A 19,466-nucleotide genomic window follows, 5' to 3' on the forward strand; every position below is an offset into this window, starting at 1 on the left:
TAGGGAGGACTTATAAAAAGGGAACGCAGGGACCGGCTTTATGCAGTCTGGACTAACTTCTAAATTTTGGTATTTTGCATTATAAAAAAGGTAAAGACAGTTTAGGTCGGGGAGTGGGTTTAAATAAACATGGGAAGTATTAAAGGAATTTGAAGAGGAAAAAAGAATATTAAATGGAATTCCGTACTGGCGGACTTAATCCAAAAATTACTAGTTGTAATGAAGTGTCTCGATTTTTTATCGGGATAACGAAATGGAAATGTGTAATTTTTGATTGTGTCCAAGACCTGTGTGGAGAAGCTCTTTTCCCGAAATGTAGTTTTTACGAAATGCAGGGGAATGTGCTTAACGGTTATGAAACTGTATTTATCTTTTAAGTTGAATTTAAAGCGGACTTAAGTTCAAAGATGGAGATTGGGAATGGGTTATGAAAATAGGACATCTTTCTTAGGAAAATTTACTTCTTCAAAATCGAGGTATTCTATATTAGATGCGTATCTGATACAAACAAAGAAAACTCCAAATTTCTGTGAAGTCTTATTCCTATTGATATCTTATTTTTTCTTTATGATCATTAAATCAAAAAAAACTCCTCAAATAAATAAATCATATAATTCAGATTAAGTAGTTCGATTCAAATGTTACATGCTAGCTAATAGCCACTTGTCATTTCTTGTAAATGATATTTTTATTATGAAGTAAAACTCAATTGTCGTAAGAATTCAGAGCTTTGAGGCTAAATGTACGCCATCGACAATATTTTCTAATCTGTGTATAGGGAGATCAATTATGTAATTTAATTTAGGCTTTAAAAATTGTCTTGTCCTGGAATATGGCTTCAGGTTAAAATTGATTTTAAGCTGTTAATTTATATACCATATTTGGTGTTTGATAGTCTAAAGATAAATGTAATCTTATTTCATTATATAATTTAATTGCATTTTTCGCAGCTTTTTTAGCGTGATCCTTATTTGTAAAGACCTGATCGTGGTAGAATTCATCTTTCAGGATTCCATTTACACGTTCTGCCATTGCATTTTCGTAAGAGTGATTTTCTTCAGTCATACTAATAGCTATCTTTTTTCTTTTAAGGATTTGTGTATACACATTGCTTCAGTACTGTATCCCTCTGTCTGAATGGTGTATGAGCCCTTTGATGTCTTTGGCTTGGTAAATCGCTTTATTGAGCGCTCTCACGCATCCTTTAAGCTCTAGGCTATCACTAAGGTCATAACCCACAATTTTTCTGGAATACATATCTGTAATGAGTGCTAGATAACAGAATCCTTTTACGGTTCTGATATACGTTATGTCCGATACCCATACTTGATTAGGCCTGTTCACTTTTAGATCCTTTATACTACTATTATACTTATATAACCTGTGATACGAATTGGTTGTTCTAGCACTGTACTTCTTTCTTAATGTCAACATTTTATGTTCTCTTAGAACATTGAATAATGTGTCTCTACCTACTTTTAACTGTTGTTTTTCAAAATCCTGGTTTAAGGATTTCATAAGTTTGCGCACACCTTCTCTAGGAAGGGATTTGCGTCGTTTCTTAACGATAGCAATTATAAGTTTTGTTCAATCACTTTTCGCTTATCAGCTCTGCTTTTGTAATTATAGTAAGCATCGCGCTTTAGTTCAAAGCAATCACATATTTTTGATAACGAAGCAAATCCCTTAGCTTTTTCCTTTACTATGATTAAGGCTTGATATCTAGTATTTTTTTAAGTTCCAAGACGCTTTTATAGCCTAGTTTTTGTGCAGCCACTTCTAAATATGCATCATCGACCAGTTGGTCCATATCCTTTTTTTGAACCAATTTTTTAAGCTGCTCAATCTCTTTGTGGAGCGCTTTGATCCGTATTATTTCATCTTTTGTATCTACTATAACCCTTGTGTTCATTAGGTCTTTACGCTCATACTTCCTTATCCATTCATTGATGGTTGAGGGAGCAATCCCATAGAATTTACCTAGTTCATACTTAGAATGCTTTCCAGAACTAAGTTCTGATAAAATTTTTAATTTGAATGGTTCACTGTAACGTCTGGTTACTCTGTCATCTACATACATAACTGTTTAGAATTATGTAGCCTTTTATTCCAGACGAGTCATTAAAGTCATCAACGGTTATTTTGTGGTTAGTTAATCAACTAGAAATAGTAATTTTGGTAAAATGATTTTCATTAGTTTTCTCTACATAATTATTAATTCTCTCTAGGATAACTAACCAGATAACCTATTCTTTATTTTATTCAAGGTTCAATAATGAAACTGTACGAATAGGATTTTGGGGCAAGGGTATATTCCTCATGCACCGGTCTTCCCCAGGAGGTATCTCCTCCAACCCCCATTTGCTTATAATCTATATTCAACCTAACAAAATCCAGGATCTCAATGTCTGCTCCATGTTTGGAACTTACAGGAACCAAACCGGAGGCAGAAGCTGCTCCATGCTTGCCAGGGCTGTATTCAAGCTGGTCGATATCAAAAGGCCATACACTGGCATTGAGCAAATTATCTCGCCCGGAAATTTTTAGCTCAAAATCGGTAGTATTTAAACTCATCCATCTTACATCTGTTCTGTTACCCGTTTCCTGAGGTCTTGGATACCTGTGAAACGTTTCCTCTACAGGCAGGGTCCAAACACCTGTTTTTCCACTATGCTTTCGATCTGCGTAGGTTTCGTGAGGTCCCAATCCAAACCATTTAAAGTTGTTAAACTCCCGGGGTAAGATCATGTACATCCCAATTCTGGGGATCAAGGGCGCATCTTCTTTTACATTTTTTAAATGATAATCTACCTGTAACCCTCCATCGTTATTAAGGAGATACTCTATTTCTATTTCAGCAATGGCATTTTTTGGCAGATATTTTACAGAATAGGAAATTCCATTCTCTGTCTTTACCGGTTTTTTAATTAGTTGAACTGTTTTGGAGTCGGTTGCTGTTTTCCAGGGCTTGGCCCATTCCTGCATATTATTCCCCAAGTCATTATCTGTTGGAGCTCTCCAAAAATTTGGTTTTATAGGCTGGGTAGTGATCAAATTTTCTCCAAACATCCAGGATCTTATTTCGCCGGTATTTTGATCGATTTCAATCTTAGATCGCCCATTTTCTAAATTAATAGTCTTGTCTCCGGTAGAAATATTCATCTTACCCGCAGTCAAAGTTTTATTTTCAGGCGTTGTGGAATAATTCAATGGAAACTCCTTAAAACCAATTTCATGATTCGCCGGGATCAATTGATCTTTGGAATTTGTGAACAATGTAAATCGTATTACAAAATCCCCATTATTGGATGGTATTAAAGTATAAGGCAGTTTAAAAGTCTGTTTTTCCTGAGGCTCAATTGAAAAATCCTTTATGGTATCCACTTTTGTTACAAGTCCATCTTTGATAATTTCATAAGTAATATAATTGGCATCCAATTTTTCGAAAAAATACTTATTAGAAACGCTCACTTCATTCTCTGCTTCATTTAAAATAAAATCAACGGGCTGATACACTTTTTTCACTTCATTAAGATGTGGATGTGGGTTGCGATAGGGATCCACCAAGCCGTTATTCAAAAAGTTCCCGTCTGTGGGTAAATCCGGATGAAAATCATATCCATACGCTAAATAGGGTTTTCCATCGGGGTATTTATATTCCAAAGACTGATCTACCCAATCCCAAATAAATCCACCCTGAAGCACCTCATATTTCTCTATAATGTCCCAGTAATCCTGTAAATTCCCAACGGAATTTCCCATTGCATGGGCATATTCAATCATTATTGCCGGTTTTTCGGGATCATTTTTCGCATAGTCCTCCAAATGTGAAGCAGAAGGGTACATTGGGCAATAAATATCTGTATAATAATCGGTTTTGGCCGGTTCATACTGTACAGGTCTGGAGTCATGGTCTTTTAGCCATTTATAAGTTGTTTCGAATACCTTACCGTGACCGGCTTCATTCCCCAAAGACCAGATTATTATAGAAGGGTGATTCCTGTCTCTGTAAAACATTCTTTTTGTTCTCTCCAAATGTGCCGGGATCCAACTTTCCTCGTTTCCTATTTGTGTTTTTTCATCGATCGCCAGGGGATGACTTTCTATATTGGCTTCATCTATTACATATAGTCCATATTCATCGCACAGGTCATACCAGTAAGGATCGTTGGGGTAATGGCTGCTCCTTACCGCATTAATGTTGTTTTCCTTCATTAACCGGATATCCTTTTCCATACTTTCACGGCTTACAACGTGACCGGTAAAAGGGTCGGTTTCATGTCTATCTACTCCTTTAATGTAAATAGGTTTTCCGTTAACCAGTAATTGATTTTCTTTTATTTCTACACTACGGAAACCGATTTTTTTGGAAACATAGGAGGAGGAAATACTTTTATTTGGTTGCAATCCAATTTCCAACGAATAGAGATTCGGAATTTCTGCCGACCATTTTTCTATATTTTTAAGTTCTTCAAAAAAGGTTTTCTCTAAGGAATCATTTTTTTTGATAAGAATTTCTTCTGAAGCTGAATAGACAATTTCCCCCTTTGGATCCTTGAGTCTTATCCAAAGTTTTGCTTTCTGATTTTTTTCTGAAGTATTTTTGATAAAGAAATTCCCTTCAAAGGCATTATCCTCATAGTTGTTTACCAGCGCTGCTTTAATACCAAAATCCTGAACCTGAACTTTAGGAATACTATAAAGGTACACTTCCCGTTCTATCCCACTCATCCTAAGCATATCCTGACTTTCCAAATAACTGGCGTCACTCCACCGAACCATTTGCATTGCCAGTAGGTTTTTACCATTTTTTATAAGTTTGGTAATATCAAACTCTGCCGGGGTTTTGGAACCTTCAGAATATCCTACGAATTCTCCGTTCAGGTAAACTTCCATAGCTTTAGCACCTGCAAAATGGAGCAGTACCTGATTATTTTTAATAAAGTCTGATGAAATTTCAATGACTTTCCGGTAGTAGCCTACTGGATTATATTCATAAGGAACATTCGGCCAGGTTTCATCAAAAGGATAACGCTCATCCAAATAGATAGGATGCCCATATCCTTGGGTTTCCCAATTTCCCGGCACCTTTATTTTACCCCATCCTTCAGGATTGATTTCAGGCGCGAAATAATTTTCCGGACGGTCGTTTAGAGATTTTACCCATTTAAAATCCCATTCTCCGTTAAGTGAAATAAACCTTTCAGAAATTTCTATTTTGTTTTTTTTGGCTAAATCCTCATTCTCAAAAGCGAAAAAATCAGCTCTTGGGGCAAGTTTATTGATTTGGAAAATCCTATGGTCTTCGTATGGTTTTTTATCCTGAGCAAAATTGTTTGTGCATATAAGCAGAATGGACAAAAAGATATATAATTGATGTTTCATTATTTCAAATAATATTAAATGTTGGAAGTATTGATATCACCTGTTTGAAATACGATCCTAAGGTGATGGATAAAATAATCGAGCTGGTTTTTGTCTATAGTAATTGGAGGTTTTAATTTCAGCACGTTGTGATCTGGCCCGTCGGTACTCATTAATATCCCTCTATCCTTCATCAAGTTCACCAACAAGTCGGCTGCATGAGGCAGGGGATTTTTGTCTTTATCGTTAAGTTCAAAGCCCAGAAACAATCCTTGGCCTCTAACATCACCAATAACAGGGAATTCATTTTGAAGAACTTTAAGCTGTTCCTTTAAATAATTTCCATTTTCGAGTGAGTTTTGCTGTAATTTCTCTTTCTCTATTACTTCTAGGACTTTATTACCAATTGCACAGGAAACAGGGTTTCCTCCAAATGTGTTAAAATACTCCATGCCGTTGGCAAAAGTATATGCGATCTCCTGGGTGCAAACCACAGCTGCTAATGGATGGCCATTTCCAAGAGGTTTCCCTATGGTAACTATATCCGGTATTACATCATGCTCCATAAAACCCCAAAAATGGCTGCCCAGTCTACCACATCCTACCTGTACTTCGTCGGCAATACATATTCCACCGGCTTCCCGTGTATATTCGTATGCTAATTTTAGGTAATCTTTTGGCAATTCTATCTGCCCGCCACAGCTAATGATACTTTCGCATATAAAAGCTGCCGGTTTCCTGTTTTTATCATGAATTTCTTTAATTGCTTCCTGTATATGAGACGCGTATTTCGGGCCACTATTATCCCCTCGGTACTTCCCCCTGAATCTATCTGGTAAAGGAACTATTTGGGTATGTTCTGGCGCGCCTTTCCCTCCCTTTCCATCAAATTTATAAGAGCTTATATCTATACAGGCATTGGTGTTTCCATGATATCCAACTTCTACCGCAATAAAATCTTTCTGACCAGTATGGGATTTCGCCATTCTAATAGCAAGTTCATTGGCTTCACTGCCTGAATTCACAAAATGGACTACCGAAAGTTCTTTTGGGAACGTTGCCAAAAGTTTTTTGGCAAATTGGAGGATATTGTCGTGTAGGTATCTGGAATTAGTATTGAGCATTTCCATTTGTTTTTTCCCGGCTTTCACAACTTCCGGATGCTCGTGCCCAACATGAGCTACATTGTTTACCATATCCAGGTATTTTCGTCCCTTGTCGTCTATAAGATAAACTCCATCTCCTCTCACAATTTTTAAAGGTTCCTCATAACTTAAACTCAGGCTTTTTCCCAAGTAAGATTTACGCTCCGAAATCAAGGTTTTGGAGTCCAAACTTTTTTCCGGTATTCTAAGTCCTTTAAATAAAAACAGTGGATTAGGGAAAATTTGGTTGAACACCTCTTTTTCTCTATCCAAACAATTTGCCACTGCTGGTAATGTTTGTGGATGTAGAAGACTTAGTTGAAAGAAAAAAGGAATTTTTTCTTTGGGTTTATGGTTTCCCAACGAAGTACCTTTATCAATTTCCTGATCAACTTTAAGAGAAGATTTTATATTAAGATTGCGGTAAATGGAATAAAACTTTTCATCCTTCTCAAAGGAATGTTCAATTATAAGAAGTTTCTCAATTTCATTCAGCTCAATTATTTTTCCCGGAATCAAGGCACGCACCTTAAATTTTTTAAAATGCCAAAACTGTATTCCTAATAATACATTTCGCCAGAAATCTCCTTCCAAAGTAGCTACTTTATTCTCTTCGTTTATTAACTCCGGTCGAACTTCATTATAACCTCCAAATAGGATTTTTTTATTTTTTTCTAACCATAGCTTCTGAATTCTATTAGCCATTCCTCTTTTAGTCTTAGTTTCTTGGAAATTGTTAATGGAATCTGAAGAAATATCCAGCGGCAAGCGTTTAAAAGATGTTGGTTTTTTGGTTACAATAAGATCTGAGAAATGATATTTTAGAGATTCGTAGTGTTTTTTGAATAATGAAAATTTTACATTTTCCTTATATCCACAAGTACCTTTAAATAAAGCGCCTGCCAGATTCGAATTTATATCGTACCATTTTTCTATTAAATCCCAGGCCGAAGCGGTACTTACCTGGTGGTAGGTATTTTCAGGTTCAGATTGGGCATTAAGTTGGGATTTAGTAAGGCTAATGATCAAGCGGGCACCTACCAGCCAATACAGAAGCTCCAATTCCGGCTCTTTAAGAGGAAACGAAGCGTGGTAGCCCTTGATAATCTCTAATGCAGCTTCAAGAATTTGCTCTTTCTGCATAATGGCATACGTAATACAAATAGCCAGATCGTTAATAGTGGCAGTATAAGTAGCATCTCCAAAATCTATAAGACCGGATACTCCGGCGGTTTCAGTTTGGAGTATAATATTATTATCATTAATATCATTATGCACTATACTTTTACGGCATTTGGCTAATTGAGGTTCAATAGCTTCAAAGCCATTGTAAAAGTGTTCTATATATTTTTTTCTATCGGAATTAAATAGGTTTTGGTGCTTTTTCGTCCAGAAAGTTTTTGAAATATCCCAGTCTAATGTTTGTTTTTGTGGATATGGATCTTCAAAATTATTTAAAAGGCTGGTGAGATGTCCGGCTTTTTTACCCAGGTCGTTCAGTAAGCCCGTGGTATGGAATTTGGCATCACTCCATAGCTTTCCAGGAAGCCAGGTTAATAGCCTCACATAGAATTTTTTTCCTACAATTTCCAGTTCCTCAATTAACTTTCCGTTGGTGCTTTCAATTGTTGCGGGCAGCAAAAGCACAGAATCACCTCCTTCTAGATGATTTAGAATATTATTCTGAAAATTCAGGAATTCAGGTTCACTTTTTTCTTCAAAAGCTATTTTTAAGATATAATCCCCTTCTTCTGCCTTGATTAAAAAATTAAGATCCAGTTCTCCCGGCAGTGGCTTAATAACCCCTGTCTTATTATAAAGCTTTGCTGCTATTTCTATAATGGTTTCCTGATTGAAATCGAGCTTTAAATTATTCATAGTTATTCGTTTAATAGAAGTAGTAAATAATGAGCAGCAGACCAACTAAAGTTGTATGCTTCCAAGCCTTCCCCTGTTATTGGGTTGTAATTCTCGCGAATAGCTTTTCCTTTTTCGGTTACCCCTTCGGCATTGTGAATCAACTTTTTGGTAAGTTCGGTGGCCTCTTTATTAAATCCATAATTTTTTAATCCTTTTACTCCAAAATATGATTGATCTATCCAAGTTGGTCCCCGCCAATAGCCTCCATCCGGCTTAAATTTTATAACACTTGCATCTAAAGTTTGTAAAGGTACTTGGGTGTTAAAAGCAGTACTGTCCATCATAGTTTCCATAATATTTTTTGCTTCTTCTTTTGATGCGACTCCTGCCCACAGTGGGATCCACCCTTCACTACCCTTCACTTTTATAAACGACTTCCCGTCTATGGATGTATCGTAAAACCAGCCATCTTCTTTGTCATAGAATTGGTGACGAATTTGTTTTTTTAAATTTTCAGCTTGCTTTGCGAACAAGGCTTCATCATTTTTTATCTCCAGGGCTTTTGCCAATTTTTCCAAATAAAGTTTTTCAGCATATAAGTAGGAATTTAGATCCACACTTTCCTGATCCATCGAAAAGGCATTTTTGGAGTTGGACAACAATTTTGTATCGTCAAAACGCACTGCATTGTCCATTCCACTTTCCCATTTTGCTGCCAATAAAGTACCATCTGTCGAGCCGTATTCGCAAAGACCATCTTTATCATGATCTCGATATTGGTACCACCATTCATGTTGCTTCTTAATTTTGGGATAGATATTCTTAATAAATTCCAAATCCTCATCCTGCTGATATATTGTCCAGGCTGCCCAGGCAGAGAGCGGGGGTTTGGTATTCCTATAATTGTTTTCTTCAATTAGATTATCGCGGTAAACGCAATCTGGTATAAAACCTGTTTCAGTTTGATAATCGTACATGGCCAGTACTTGATCTTTGGCTAAATTTGTATCATAATAGGCCGCGGCAACCGCATGTTTCCAACTATCCCATGCCCAAAAACCATAAAACCACTCGTAGTTATAGCTGGGGAAGAATCCATCATATTTTAAGCCTCCAGATGCAGCCCTCCAATTGTTTTGAAGTGTGAGCAAGGATTTTTGAGCTAATTGAAAATAGGTAGAATCCTGCCATTGATCCTGCATTTGATTATTAATACCCTTGATTAAAGTCAGTTTTTCCTGTTTAGCTTTCTCCAGTTCGTTAGTAAAATTGTTAGAAAAAGCATCTATAAAGTCAAGTTCCTTTTTGTCGAATTCTGATGCAAATGAAAAGGAATAGACCAGATGGTAAGTTTCACCTGAAGCAATTTCAATAGGTTTTAAGTTTGCGGAATAAGAGGAGTCAGAATAAACTACAGAGGAAAGATCAACTTCTTTAGGTAGTTTAAGCAAGCCGTAGAATTTATTTGTTCCACTTTTTACTTTAATAAATCCTTCCGATTTTTCTAATGTGAATGTGCCGGGAAAGGTTTTTCCATTGATAACCGGCTGTATAGTTATCGGTTTGTTCTGAAGGTTTTTGAATTCGAATTGTAGACCGGCAGTTTTAGCAGATGCGAAAAACATGGAATGAGAGATTAACCAGTTTTTTGATTCTTTCTGAAATTTTAATCCGGATAACCCTCCTTCAAAGGGTTCCTTGATCTCTAACTTATCGTCATCGCCATTAAAATCTTTTAAATGAATATCGACGAGAGATGGTCCAAGCCAAACGCCATTTTCCTGTGACATTATGAAAGGACCTGAAAAACCATTTTGAGCTGAAGATATGGGCATGGAGTATCCAAACCAGGATCCTTTATCTGAAAAAGCAAGAAAGGATTTATCTTCTCCAGATTCTGGAGAGCCTTTATAATCTAATAAATTATAAATTTCTTTTTCGAATAAATGGTCGGGACTTTTTTGCGCATACAAAGAAGTACCAAAAATATAAAGAAGGCTTAACAGGAGATGTTTTCTCATTTTTATAAAAGTTTATCTGAATATATTCAGAATAGATTACTTAAATAGAAATGAACTAGTGGGAAATAAAATCGTGTTTTAAAAAATAATAATGCTACTGGACGGGTGCAAAGTACAAAAAAAAGCTAAATGCCAAATAGATTATTAATAAAGTTTGGATTGTAATTACAGTAATATGAACAAAGTTTAAGAAAACGTTAAATCATTATTTCAAAAGATTGTCTACCTCGTTTAAATTATCTTGTTTTGTTTAAATATTTCAAAACTGTGGAATTAAATCTTATTCTTGAAAGATTAAAGAAAAATGATAAAAAGGCTTTTCAAAAAGTTTTTGAGTCTTTCTACCCACGTTTGGTATCCTATTCCTATAAATTCACTTATAATCAGGAGGTAAGTGAAGATCTGGTCCAAGAAGCATTTATTTATCTATGGGAAAATATAGATAGCCTGATAATCGAAAAATCTCTTCAGGCGTATTTATTTACTATGGTGAGGAACCGTAGTCTAAATCATCTTAAAAAGATAAAAGTAACCGATGCAAATTACCTTATAGATATCTCCATATCTCTGTCTAATGATTTCCAGGAGGAAACTTTTAGCGAATTGGAGCGGGGTCAACTTCTATTAAAGGCTGAGGGGATCCTCAATTGTTTACCAGAGAAAATGCAAGAAATTTTTAAATTAAAAGTAATGCATAATTTTAGTTATAAAGAAATAGCCGAGGAAATGGACATCTCCATCAATACCGTGAAAACACAGCTAAAGAGGGCCAATTTTAAAATTGAATCGGCACTATTAATTGTTTCTATTCTCTTTTTTTTAGCTGAATAAAATAAATCCAAAAATTTTGTCACCCTATTTATAAAAATAATTGTCTTTAATACAAAAGGGCATCATACCTATTTAGAATGGAGTATAGTTTATTAATAAAAAGAATTAAAAAAGGTTTAAATCCGAATGAGGAAAAGGAGTTCCAGCAATGGTATTTTTCTTCTCAGGATCATCAACAATATTACCAAAAATTGGAAAAGCATAATTCTCTTAATCATAGTATTAAGGTGAATACTACCTCTGCCTGGAAAAAAGTTGAATCCCAAACCATAAATAATAACACATCATACCTGAAGTACACAGTTGCTGCGATCTTAGTTATTGGATTCTTAAGCTTCCCTTTTTATTTTTTTCTAAATGACCGCTTTCAACAGGAAAATCGGGTTGTAGATGTTCCAGAAGTAGATACATCGATAGATGGGATAGTCTTTAAAGACCAGAATGGAAACTCAGTTACTTTTGGAAGTAAAGATTCTGTGGTGGCAGGTAATTATTACCAGGCAAATAATAATAAACTTAAAATAGATAAGGTTCCAGAAAATATTGGCACCAATACCATTATAGTTCCAGCCGGAAAACAATTTAGTGTAGAACTGAGTGATGGTACTATGGTTACTCTGAATGCAAAATCTAAACTTGAATTCCCTTCTAGTTTTAGAGAAAGTAAAAACCGGGAAGTTAAGCTTGTATATGGGGAAGCGTTTTTTGAAGTAACCTCTGCTATAAGTAATGGAGATAAGAAATTCATTGTTAAAAATGCCAACCAGAATATAGAAGTAGTGGGAACTTCCTTTAATGTTAATAATTACGGTGAAGATAAAATTGTGACCACCTTGGTGGAAGGTGAAATAGATCTTTTATACGGAAAAAAGAAAGTCACTTTAAATCCCGGGCAACAATCTATTATTAAGGATAATAATTTTGTGGGTATAAGAGCTGTGAACGCTTATAACTATATCGCATGGAAAGACGGAATGTTTTTATTTAATGATGAAACATTGCATGACATTTTCGAGGTTTTATCGAGATGGTATAATGTAGAAGCCGATTTTCAAAATAAGGAATTAGAAGAAATTAAATTTAATGGCAGGTTTAAGAAAGAACAAAATCTTGAAAATATACTGGACATTATTGAAAATACTAAAAGAGCACGATTTGAATTAAACGGAAATAAAATCAAAGTGATGCAGTATCAGGAATGAAAAAGGAATGAGGTTTATATCTGGACAATTTAAATCCCCATTCCCATTAACATTGTATAATTAACTAAATACAAATTTATGAAATCTAAATTTAATGGTAAACTATTGCCTTTACGGAAGGGAATTTTAATCTTTATTATGAGAGTTTTTATCCTATTTTTTTGCATTAGCAGTTTCGGATTAAATTCTGATAAGGTGTTCTCCCAAAACGCGAAAATAAAAGTCGATAAGTCGGCTAGTATAAGTATTGAAGAAGCTTTTCAACTTATAACTGAGCAAACAGATTATACTTTTATTTATCCAAGCAATCTATTTAAGGATGCCCCCAGTGTTAAATTGAACTCAGGGATCATTTCAGCAAAAGATTTATTAAATCGCTGTCTTTCTTCAGTTAACTATACATATACGTTTACAGAAGCTAAGGTTATTCTTCTGGAAGAGAAAGATGTTTTTTTTACTAAGGTAACTCAATCGATTTCGGAACAATCAACCGTTACAGGAACAGTTACAGATTCCAAGGGAATGCCCTTGCTATCAGTAAATATTTCGGTAAAAGGAACCAATAGAGGAACACAAACAGATTTTGATGGGATATACTCTATTGAAGTAGCTACAGGCGAAGAATTAAGCTTTCAATATTTAGGATTTCAAACTAAAACTATTCAAGTGGTAGCTCAAAAGGTTATCGACGTCGTTTTAGAAGATGACCTGGAAAGTCTAAATGAGGTGGTGGTTGTAGGGTATGGCACTCAAAAAAGGAGTGATGTAACCGGTGCTATTAGCTCTGTTAAGAGTGAAGAACTTAATAAAGTTGTTAGTACAAACCCATTAGATGCTTTGCAAGGACGAGTTTCTGGAGTTACAGTAACAAATTCTACAGGAAGTCCGGGGTCTGCTCCAGAAATTTCTATTCGTGGAATTGGAACTTTTGGAAACAATGAGCCGCTTTATATAGTAGACGGTGTTCAGGCCGATCCATACTTTATAAACACCAACAATATTGAGAGTATGGAAATCCTTAAAGATGCTGCTTCAGGTGCGATTTATGGAACCAGAGCTGCCAATGGGGTTGTAATTATTACTACCAAGAAAGGGGAAGAAGGTCTGCCAACAATAGAAATTGAGTCTACTTTAAGTGTGAACACGCCAAGGGAAGAAATGAATCTTTTAAATGCCCAAGAATATATTTCTGTTCACCGTCAAATGTATGAGAATGCAGGTGAAGATCTTCCGCAGTATGTGGTAAACCAGTCTATATATGATACCGACTGGATAGATGAAACCCATCGTACCGGATATCTTTCTACCAATAGTGTTAGAATAAGTGGTGGTGGAAAGAATATTAATTACAGCATTAGCGGAAACTATGCTGATGAACAAGGTTTACTTATAGGTTCTGCTTTTACCAAAAAGGGAGTTAATTCCCAAGTTAATCTAGAAAAGGGAAAATTAAAAGTTTCTACGAACTTGAATTATAGTGAAACTTATAAAGAAGATGAAAAATTTTCGATTAGGGAAACCTATTTCATTTCGCCATTAATTCCAATATTTGATGAGAATCGTGAGTCAGGTTTTGGATATAGAACCGGAGATTTGCCAGATCATAGAAACCCAGTAGGGGAAGATCATTTTTTAAAGGGTTACACTAAACTGAAATATTTTCTGGGAAATGTAAATTTCGACTTTGAAGCATTTAAGAATTTTCATTTAGGCGCAGGTTACAGCTTATCGAATCTTCAAAATTATTCTTATAATTTTCATCAGCCATTTCGCGTAAGAGATGTACAGGATATAGCTGAACGTGAATTTTCATTTCTTTCTGAATTTCATTCTGAATTTAGAAGGTTGAATGAAGAATACACCGCAAGATATAATTTTGAGGTTGGTAAACATGTCGTAGGATTGTTAGCCGGTTATCAAAGAATTAGAGAACCATTTAAAAGCACCTACGCTCAGGCGGAAGGTTATAAACTTGATGATGAAGGGAATAAAGTCCCGGCAATTATTCTAGATCCGGAATTTAATACATTAGATGCTTTTGCCGATGGAACCTACTCTGCCAGTGGTTCTAATGCAGAATACGCTTTGGTTTCCCAGTTTGGAAGAGTTAATTATTCTTTAGATGACAAATACCTTGTGCAGGCAAGTTTAAGGCGTGATGGTAGTTCCAGATTTGGTAAAAATAGCCAATACGGGGTTTTTCCATCATTTGCGCTAGGTTGGAAAATCACAGAAGAAAAATTCATGGAAAATCAGGAATTATTTAATTTCTTGAAACTTAGATATAGCTGGGGACAGGCAGGAAACGATAGTGCTTTAGGGTATTATGATTATGTAGCCTTAATTTCACAAGGTAAAAGTCAGGATGATGGAGGTTACGTTTTTGGTTCTCCGCAAAATTCCTATTTAGGTAGTATAGCACGTGATCTTCAGAATGACGATTTGCAATGGGAAACCAATACTTCGGCCAATTTTGGACTTGACTTTGGGGCATTTAATAATAAGCTTCAGGGATCTGTAAATTATTATAACAGTACAACCGAAGATTTATTGATAACAAAAGAAGTATCTCCATCTGCAGGGATCAACAACCCGGTTGTAAATGTTGGAGAATTTAAAAATCAAGGTTTCGAAATAGAAGCAAATTACCGCAACAGGGATAATGAATTTAAATACTCCGCCGGTGCAACTTTTACCACTATTAATAGTGAGGTAACTAAATTAAGTAGTGAGGATCAAGTGTTGTACGGGATTGGTTTATTATTTGGTTCAGATCATTTTGTGAACCAAACTAAGATCGGTTATGAGCCAGGTGCTTTTTTCCTTCCTGTAGCAGATGGGATTTTTCAAAACGATCAGGAAGTGCAAAATCATAGTGTTAATGGAAATCTTATTCAACCAAATGCAGAACCGGGCGATATAAGGTTTGTAGATCAAAATGGGGATGGAGTTATAAGCGAAGATGATGAGGTATATTCCGGAACTGCAATTCCAAAATATGAATACAGTTTAAATTTAACCGGTGAGTATAAAAATTTCGATCTTACTATATTCTTCCAAGGGGTAGGAGGTAATAAAATTTATAACGGAAATGACTTCAGACTTTTAAGTCTTGATACTGGAAGGAATTATAGAACGGCTGCCTTAGATGCCTGGACGCCTTCCAATACTAATACAGCTGTGCCTCGAGCGGTTTTAAATGATCCTAACCGAAATAATCGTGCTTCTACAAGATTTTTAGAAGATGGGGATTACTTAAGATTAAAAACCCTACAGTTGGGGTATACGCTGTCTTCTAACGTATTTAAAAATACATTCGTGGAGCGTGCCAGAATATTTGTAACAGGCCAAAACCTTTTTACGATAACAGATTACTCAGGGCTAGACCCGGAAGTAGGAGGGAATGTACTTTCAAGAGGGATAGATCTTAACCTATACCCGAAATACAAATCACTGATAACTGGAGTTCAAATTAGTTTCTAAAAAAATACAAAATGAAAAAATATATAATCAAATCAATTTTTCTATTGAGCATTATATTGGTCGTAGGCTGTTCCGACGATGAATATTTAGATAAGCAATCGCCTGATCAACTAACATCAGCAAACTTTTGGCGTAATGCAGAAGATGCACAATCTGGTTTAACTGCGGCTTATTCAGAATTGGAAGCAAGGAGTAATTTCTGGGATGGTTGGCAGGAAGGTCGTTCTGTAGTGGAGTATTTCCGTTCAGATTATGCTTTGCCTGGTCCAGACGCCACCAATTATTCACACTGGATGTCTATTTATAATTTTAATTATACCAATGGTCATATCTTTTTAGATGTGCTTTGGAGTACAAATTATAAGGGGATTAATTTCTCTAACCAGGTGATAAAAAATGTTTCGGCAATGACCGAGGATCAAATCTCCAATAGTGAAAAGGAACAAATTTTAGGTGAAGCTTATTTTCTACGTGGATATTATCATTTCAAACTTCTAACCTTGTTCGAACAAATTATTTTAAGAGATGATACGGTAACTCCGGGAACTTTAAATAAAGCATTGTCCACAAGATCTGACGCATGGGCATTTGTATTTCAGGATTTTCAAACCGCAGCAGATAAATTAAAGTTTGAAGTGCAGCCTCAGGATTACGGCCGAGCTAATAAAGGTGCGGCGCTAGGATATTTAGGTAAAGCCTATATGTACAAGGCAGGGGATGTATCTTCCAGTAGCGGTGACGATTATCAGAATGCAGCAGCTGCCTTTTCTAAAGTTGTAGAAAGCGGACAATATGCATTAGTAGATAATTTTAAAAGCTTGTTTAATGGTGAAAACGAGAATAATAAAGAATCTATTTTTGAATTGCAGTTTAAAAGTGGTGACGCAACTTCCTGGAATGCGACCCGTTTGCACTCTTTCGTAGCCGATTGGGCCATAGGTGGCTGGGGTGGTATTTTAGCCGATGATCGATTAGTAGACGAAATGAAAGCAGAAGGTATGATCGCAGAAGATGGTCTTTATGATAATAGATTATATGCTTCCTTATATTTTGATGATCCATATTTTAATGATGCAACTGCCAATAGAATGGAAGGAAGTACTTGGGACAGTTTAATTGAAGCTACCTACGGGGATCCCGATGCTAAAGATGATGTTGCGTTTTTTAGAAAATGGCTTCCGGAACCGGTAGAAGGAAATGGATACATTGGTCTTAATGTAACTTTACTTAGATATGCCGATGTTTTGTTGATGTATGCTGAAGCTTTAAACGAAAACGGTAATTCGGAAATGGCAGTAGAATTGATCAATGAAGTAAGGACGTTACATGGAAATGTTCCTCCTGTTGCCCTTAACACCAAAGAAGCAGTATTTAAGCAATTGGTACATGAAAGAGTGATGGAACTTACCTTGGAAAGCACCCGATTTTTCGACTTAAGAAGATGGGGGATGTTGGATGCGGCCATGACTGCAGCAGGTAGGACTGGATTCAGTGCTCAGGAGCATGCTTATTTGCCGGTGCCTCTATCAGAAATTCAAACCAATACTGAAATTAATTAGAAAAATATTATAAGTTAGCCAGATAGCAAATTCGACTTGATATAGTCGAATTTGCTGTTTTTAATCAATTTTTAGTCATATGAAATTCCATAAAGAAAGAGAATTAGATAAAGTTTTAAATTCCCTGATCGTTCCTTATAAGGAAAGAGTTACCGATGTTTATAAAGTAATTCAGGGAATGCTTGAGAAAGGGATGATCTCTAAGGAAGAGGACATCAAAAATGATCATATTGCCTTCCGTACCTTAGGAGTTCCTAATCTTGGAATTGCTTCCTTGGAAAAGATATTTTTACATTTTGGCTATGAAAAACGCGATTTTTATTCTTTTCCTGAGAAAAAATTAAATGCCTATTGGTATTCCCATCCAGAACTAAAATATCCACGTATTTTTATTAGCGAGTTAAGAGTTACAGATCTAAGCCAGACTGCGCAGACCATAATTTCAAAATATACGGAAGAAATAAAATCAGATCCGGTTGAGCATTTGAATTTTGATAATACAGATGAGGTAGCTTCCTTTTTCACCTCTCCTTTATGGGAATTACCAAGCTTGACAGATTATGAAAGCTTACAGGAAGAAAGCGAATATGCAGCATGGGTAATTTATAACAGGTATTATTTAAATCATTTCACGATTAGTATTCACGACCTGCCTGAAGCTTATAATAAGCTGGAAGATTTCAATTTATTTTTAAAATCTATTGATATGAAATTGAATAATTCCGGCGGGGAAATTAAGGTTAGTCACGATGGTTTATTAAAACAAAGCAGCTCTGTAGCAGGGAAAGTTTTGGCTGAATTTAAAGGTTTAGAGGCGCTTGAAATACCCGGGAGTTATGTGGAGTTTGCCGAACGTTTGGTATTGCCACAATTTTCAGCTTTACCTAAATCTGAAATTAAAAGACAACACCGTAGGGATGGTTTTGAAGCTGCGAATGCAGATAAAATATTTGAATCAACGTATAAATCACAACAAAATAAACAGAGTTCATAAACAGCACAATAGTATCATTATATAAGTAATTTTAGGAATTATATGCCATTATTTGATTGAATATTTGCATATAATCTTAAAATTAGTTTTATGAAAGTTATTTGGGAAGGGGTGATGCCAGCCGTTACCACAAAGTTTACGCAAGACGATAAACTTGACCTTGATATGTTTAAAAAGAATATTGATGCCCAATTGGATGCCGGTGTTAACGGGATTATTCTAGGAGGGACATTAGGGGAGGCAAGTACTCTGCTCCAGGAGGAAAAGCGTGAGCTTACAAGATTCACCAAAGATTTAGTTGGGGATCGGGTTCCCGTGATAATGAACATCGCAGAACAAACTACTAAAGGAGCCATTAAAGCGGCAGAAATTGCAGAAGAGGATGGCGCTTCAGGACTTATGATGCTCCCTCCAATGCGATATCTGGCAGATGATAGGGAAACAGTTGAATATTACAAAGAAACCGCCAAAAGTACTTCGCTTCCAATTATGGTCTATAATAATCCTGTAGATTATAAAATCCAGATCAGTCTAGATATGTTCGAAGAATTGTTAAAACAGGATAACATTCAAGCGGTAAAAGAATCTACCCGTGATCTTTCGAATGTTACCAGAATAATTAATCGATTTGGAAATAGGCTTAAGGTTCTAAGTGGTGTTGATACTCTTGCCATGGAAAGTCTTTTGATGGGTGCCGATGGTTGGGTTGCCGGACTGGTTTGCGCATTTCCAAAGGAAACTGTGGCGATCTATAATCTGGTAAAATCTGGTCAAATTGAAGAAGCATTGAAGATTTATAGATGGTTTCTTCCGGTTTTAGAACTAGACATTAACTCAAAATTGGTTCAGAATATTAAACTGGCTGAAGTTGCAACAGGAATTGGAACCGAAAATGTACGTGCTCCCAGACTGTCGTTAATAGGTGACGAGCGGGCTAAAGTTCAGAAAATCATTGATACTGCCATGGCAACAAGACCAAACGTAGAAGCACATTTAACTGTATAATT

The 19,466-nt window shown here is 35.8% G+C and carries 13 protein-coding genes; 7 read left to right on the plus strand and 6 right to left on the minus strand.

What is annotated here, in order from left to right; all coding sequences use genetic code 11:
• Positions 1-173 precede the first annotated feature (173 nt).
• Positions 174-377, plus strand: a complete 204-nt coding sequence (locus tag I130_RS01020) for a hypothetical protein (RefSeq protein ID WP_034917748.1) — start codon at positions 174-176, stop codon at positions 375-377.
• Positions 378-855: 478 nt separating this feature from the next.
• On the opposite strand, the gene I130_RS16565 is transcribed toward I130_RS01020, so the two are convergent.
• From I130_RS16565 to I130_RS01050, 6 genes are all read right to left on the minus strand, one after another.
• Positions 856-1,107 carry an integrase core domain-containing protein gene (locus I130_RS16565; RefSeq protein ID WP_262489266.1) on the minus strand — a complete coding sequence of 84 codons (252 nt, stop codon included), beginning with the start codon at positions 1,105-1,107 and terminating at the stop codon, positions 856-858.
• Between the two features lie 6 nt (positions 1,108-1,113).
• Entirely contained in the window at positions 1,114-1,518 is a 405-nt protein-coding gene (locus I130_RS16570; protein ID WP_034917752.1) for a DDE-type integrase/transposase/recombinase, read from the minus strand.
• A gap of 190 nt (positions 1,519-1,708) precedes the next feature.
• Positions 1,709-2,080 carry a transposase gene (locus I130_RS01035; protein ID WP_034917755.1) on the minus strand — a complete coding sequence of 124 codons (372 nt, stop codon included), beginning with the start codon at positions 2,078-2,080 and terminating at the stop codon, positions 1,709-1,711.
• Between the two features lie 182 nt (positions 2,081-2,262).
• On the minus strand, positions 2,263-5,385 hold the full coding sequence (locus I130_RS01040) for a glycoside hydrolase family 2 TIM barrel-domain containing protein (protein ID WP_034917758.1): 3,123 nt from the start codon (positions 5,383-5,385) through the stop codon (positions 2,263-2,265).
• Between the two features lie 14 nt (positions 5,386-5,399).
• On the minus strand, positions 5,400-8,387 hold the full coding sequence (locus I130_RS01045; RefSeq protein WP_034917761.1) for an aminotransferase class III-fold pyridoxal phosphate-dependent enzyme: 2,988 nt from the start codon (positions 8,385-8,387) through the stop codon (positions 5,400-5,402).
• A 2-nt stretch (positions 8,388-8,389) separates the two neighbouring features.
• On the minus strand, positions 8,390-10,390 hold the full coding sequence (locus I130_RS01050; RefSeq protein ID WP_034917764.1) for an MGH1-like glycoside hydrolase domain-containing protein: 2,001 nt from the start codon (positions 10,388-10,390) through the stop codon (positions 8,390-8,392).
• Between the two features lie 246 nt (positions 10,391-10,636).
• Here I130_RS01050 and I130_RS01055 point away from each other — a divergent pair, with 246 nt between their 5' ends.
• The 6 genes from I130_RS01055 to I130_RS01080 all read left to right on the plus strand — a co-directional run bounded on the left by I130_RS01055 (position 10,637) and on the right by I130_RS01080 (position 19,464).
• The gene (locus tag I130_RS01055; RefSeq protein WP_034917767.1) at positions 10,637-11,221 is read left to right on the plus strand and encodes an RNA polymerase sigma factor; all 585 of its coding nucleotides are present in this window, start codon (positions 10,637-10,639) and stop codon (positions 11,219-11,221) included.
• Positions 11,222-11,298: 77 nt separating this feature from the next.
• Positions 11,299-12,423 carry a FecR family protein gene (locus I130_RS01060; RefSeq protein ID WP_034917770.1) on the plus strand — a complete coding sequence of 375 codons (1,125 nt, stop codon included), beginning with the start codon at positions 11,299-11,301 and terminating at the stop codon, positions 12,421-12,423.
• Between the two features lie 78 nt (positions 12,424-12,501).
• On the plus strand, positions 12,502-15,906 hold the full coding sequence (locus I130_RS01065; RefSeq protein WP_034917773.1) for a SusC/RagA family TonB-linked outer membrane protein: 3,405 nt from the start codon (positions 12,502-12,504) through the stop codon (positions 15,904-15,906).
• Positions 15,907-15,917: 11 nt separating this feature from the next.
• Complete coding sequence (locus I130_RS01070; RefSeq protein ID WP_034917776.1) at positions 15,918-17,465, plus strand: RagB/SusD family nutrient uptake outer membrane protein; 1,548 nt, start codon at positions 15,918-15,920, stop codon at positions 17,463-17,465.
• A gap of 79 nt (positions 17,466-17,544) precedes the next feature.
• Positions 17,545-18,459 carry a DUF1338 domain-containing protein gene (locus tag I130_RS01075; RefSeq protein ID WP_034917780.1) on the plus strand — a complete coding sequence of 305 codons (915 nt, stop codon included), beginning with the start codon at positions 17,545-17,547 and terminating at the stop codon, positions 18,457-18,459.
• A 90-nt stretch (positions 18,460-18,549) separates the two neighbouring features.
• Positions 18,550-19,464, plus strand: a complete 915-nt coding sequence (locus tag I130_RS01080) for a dihydrodipicolinate synthase family protein (protein WP_034917783.1) — start codon at positions 18,550-18,552, stop codon at positions 19,462-19,464.
• Positions 19,465-19,466 lie beyond the last annotated feature (2 nt).

This window comes from Gillisia sp. CAL575, assembly GCF_000403785.1.
In the GTDB taxonomy this organism is placed as follows: Bacteria; Bacteroidota; Bacteroidia; order Flavobacteriales; family Flavobacteriaceae; genus Gillisia.

Excerpts from the sequence above, each read along its gene's own strand:
- I130_RS01020 (WP_034917748.1), top strand. The coding sequence starts at position 174 with ATGGAATTCCGTACTGGCGGACTTAATCCAAAAATTACTAGTTGTAAT.
- I130_RS16570 (WP_034917752.1), bottom strand. The coding sequence starts at position 1,518 with ATGAAATCCTTAAACCAGGATTTTGAAAAACAACAGTTAAAAGTAGGT.
- I130_RS01035 (WP_034917755.1), bottom strand. The coding sequence starts at position 2,080 with ATGTATGTAGATGACAGAGTAACCAGACGTTACAGTGAACCATTCAAA.
- I130_RS01040 (WP_034917758.1), bottom strand. The coding sequence starts at position 5,385 with ATGAAACATCAATTATATATCTTTTTGTCCATTCTGCTTATATGCACA.
- I130_RS01045 (WP_034917761.1), bottom strand. The coding sequence starts at position 8,387 with ATGAATAATTTAAAGCTCGATTTCAATCAGGAAACCATTATAGAAATA.
- I130_RS01050 (WP_034917764.1), bottom strand. The coding sequence starts at position 10,390 with ATGAGAAAACATCTCCTGTTAAGCCTTCTTTATATTTTTGGTACTTCT.
- I130_RS01060 (WP_034917770.1), top strand. The coding sequence starts at position 11,299 with ATGGAGTATAGTTTATTAATAAAAAGAATTAAAAAAGGTTTAAATCCG.
- I130_RS01065 (WP_034917773.1), top strand. The coding sequence starts at position 12,502 with ATGAAATCTAAATTTAATGGTAAACTATTGCCTTTACGGAAGGGAATT.
- I130_RS01070 (WP_034917776.1), top strand. The coding sequence starts at position 15,918 with ATGAAAAAATATATAATCAAATCAATTTTTCTATTGAGCATTATATTG.
- I130_RS01075 (WP_034917780.1), top strand. The coding sequence starts at position 17,545 with ATGAAATTCCATAAAGAAAGAGAATTAGATAAAGTTTTAAATTCCCTG.
- I130_RS01080 (WP_034917783.1), top strand. The coding sequence starts at position 18,550 with ATGAAAGTTATTTGGGAAGGGGTGATGCCAGCCGTTACCACAAAGTTT.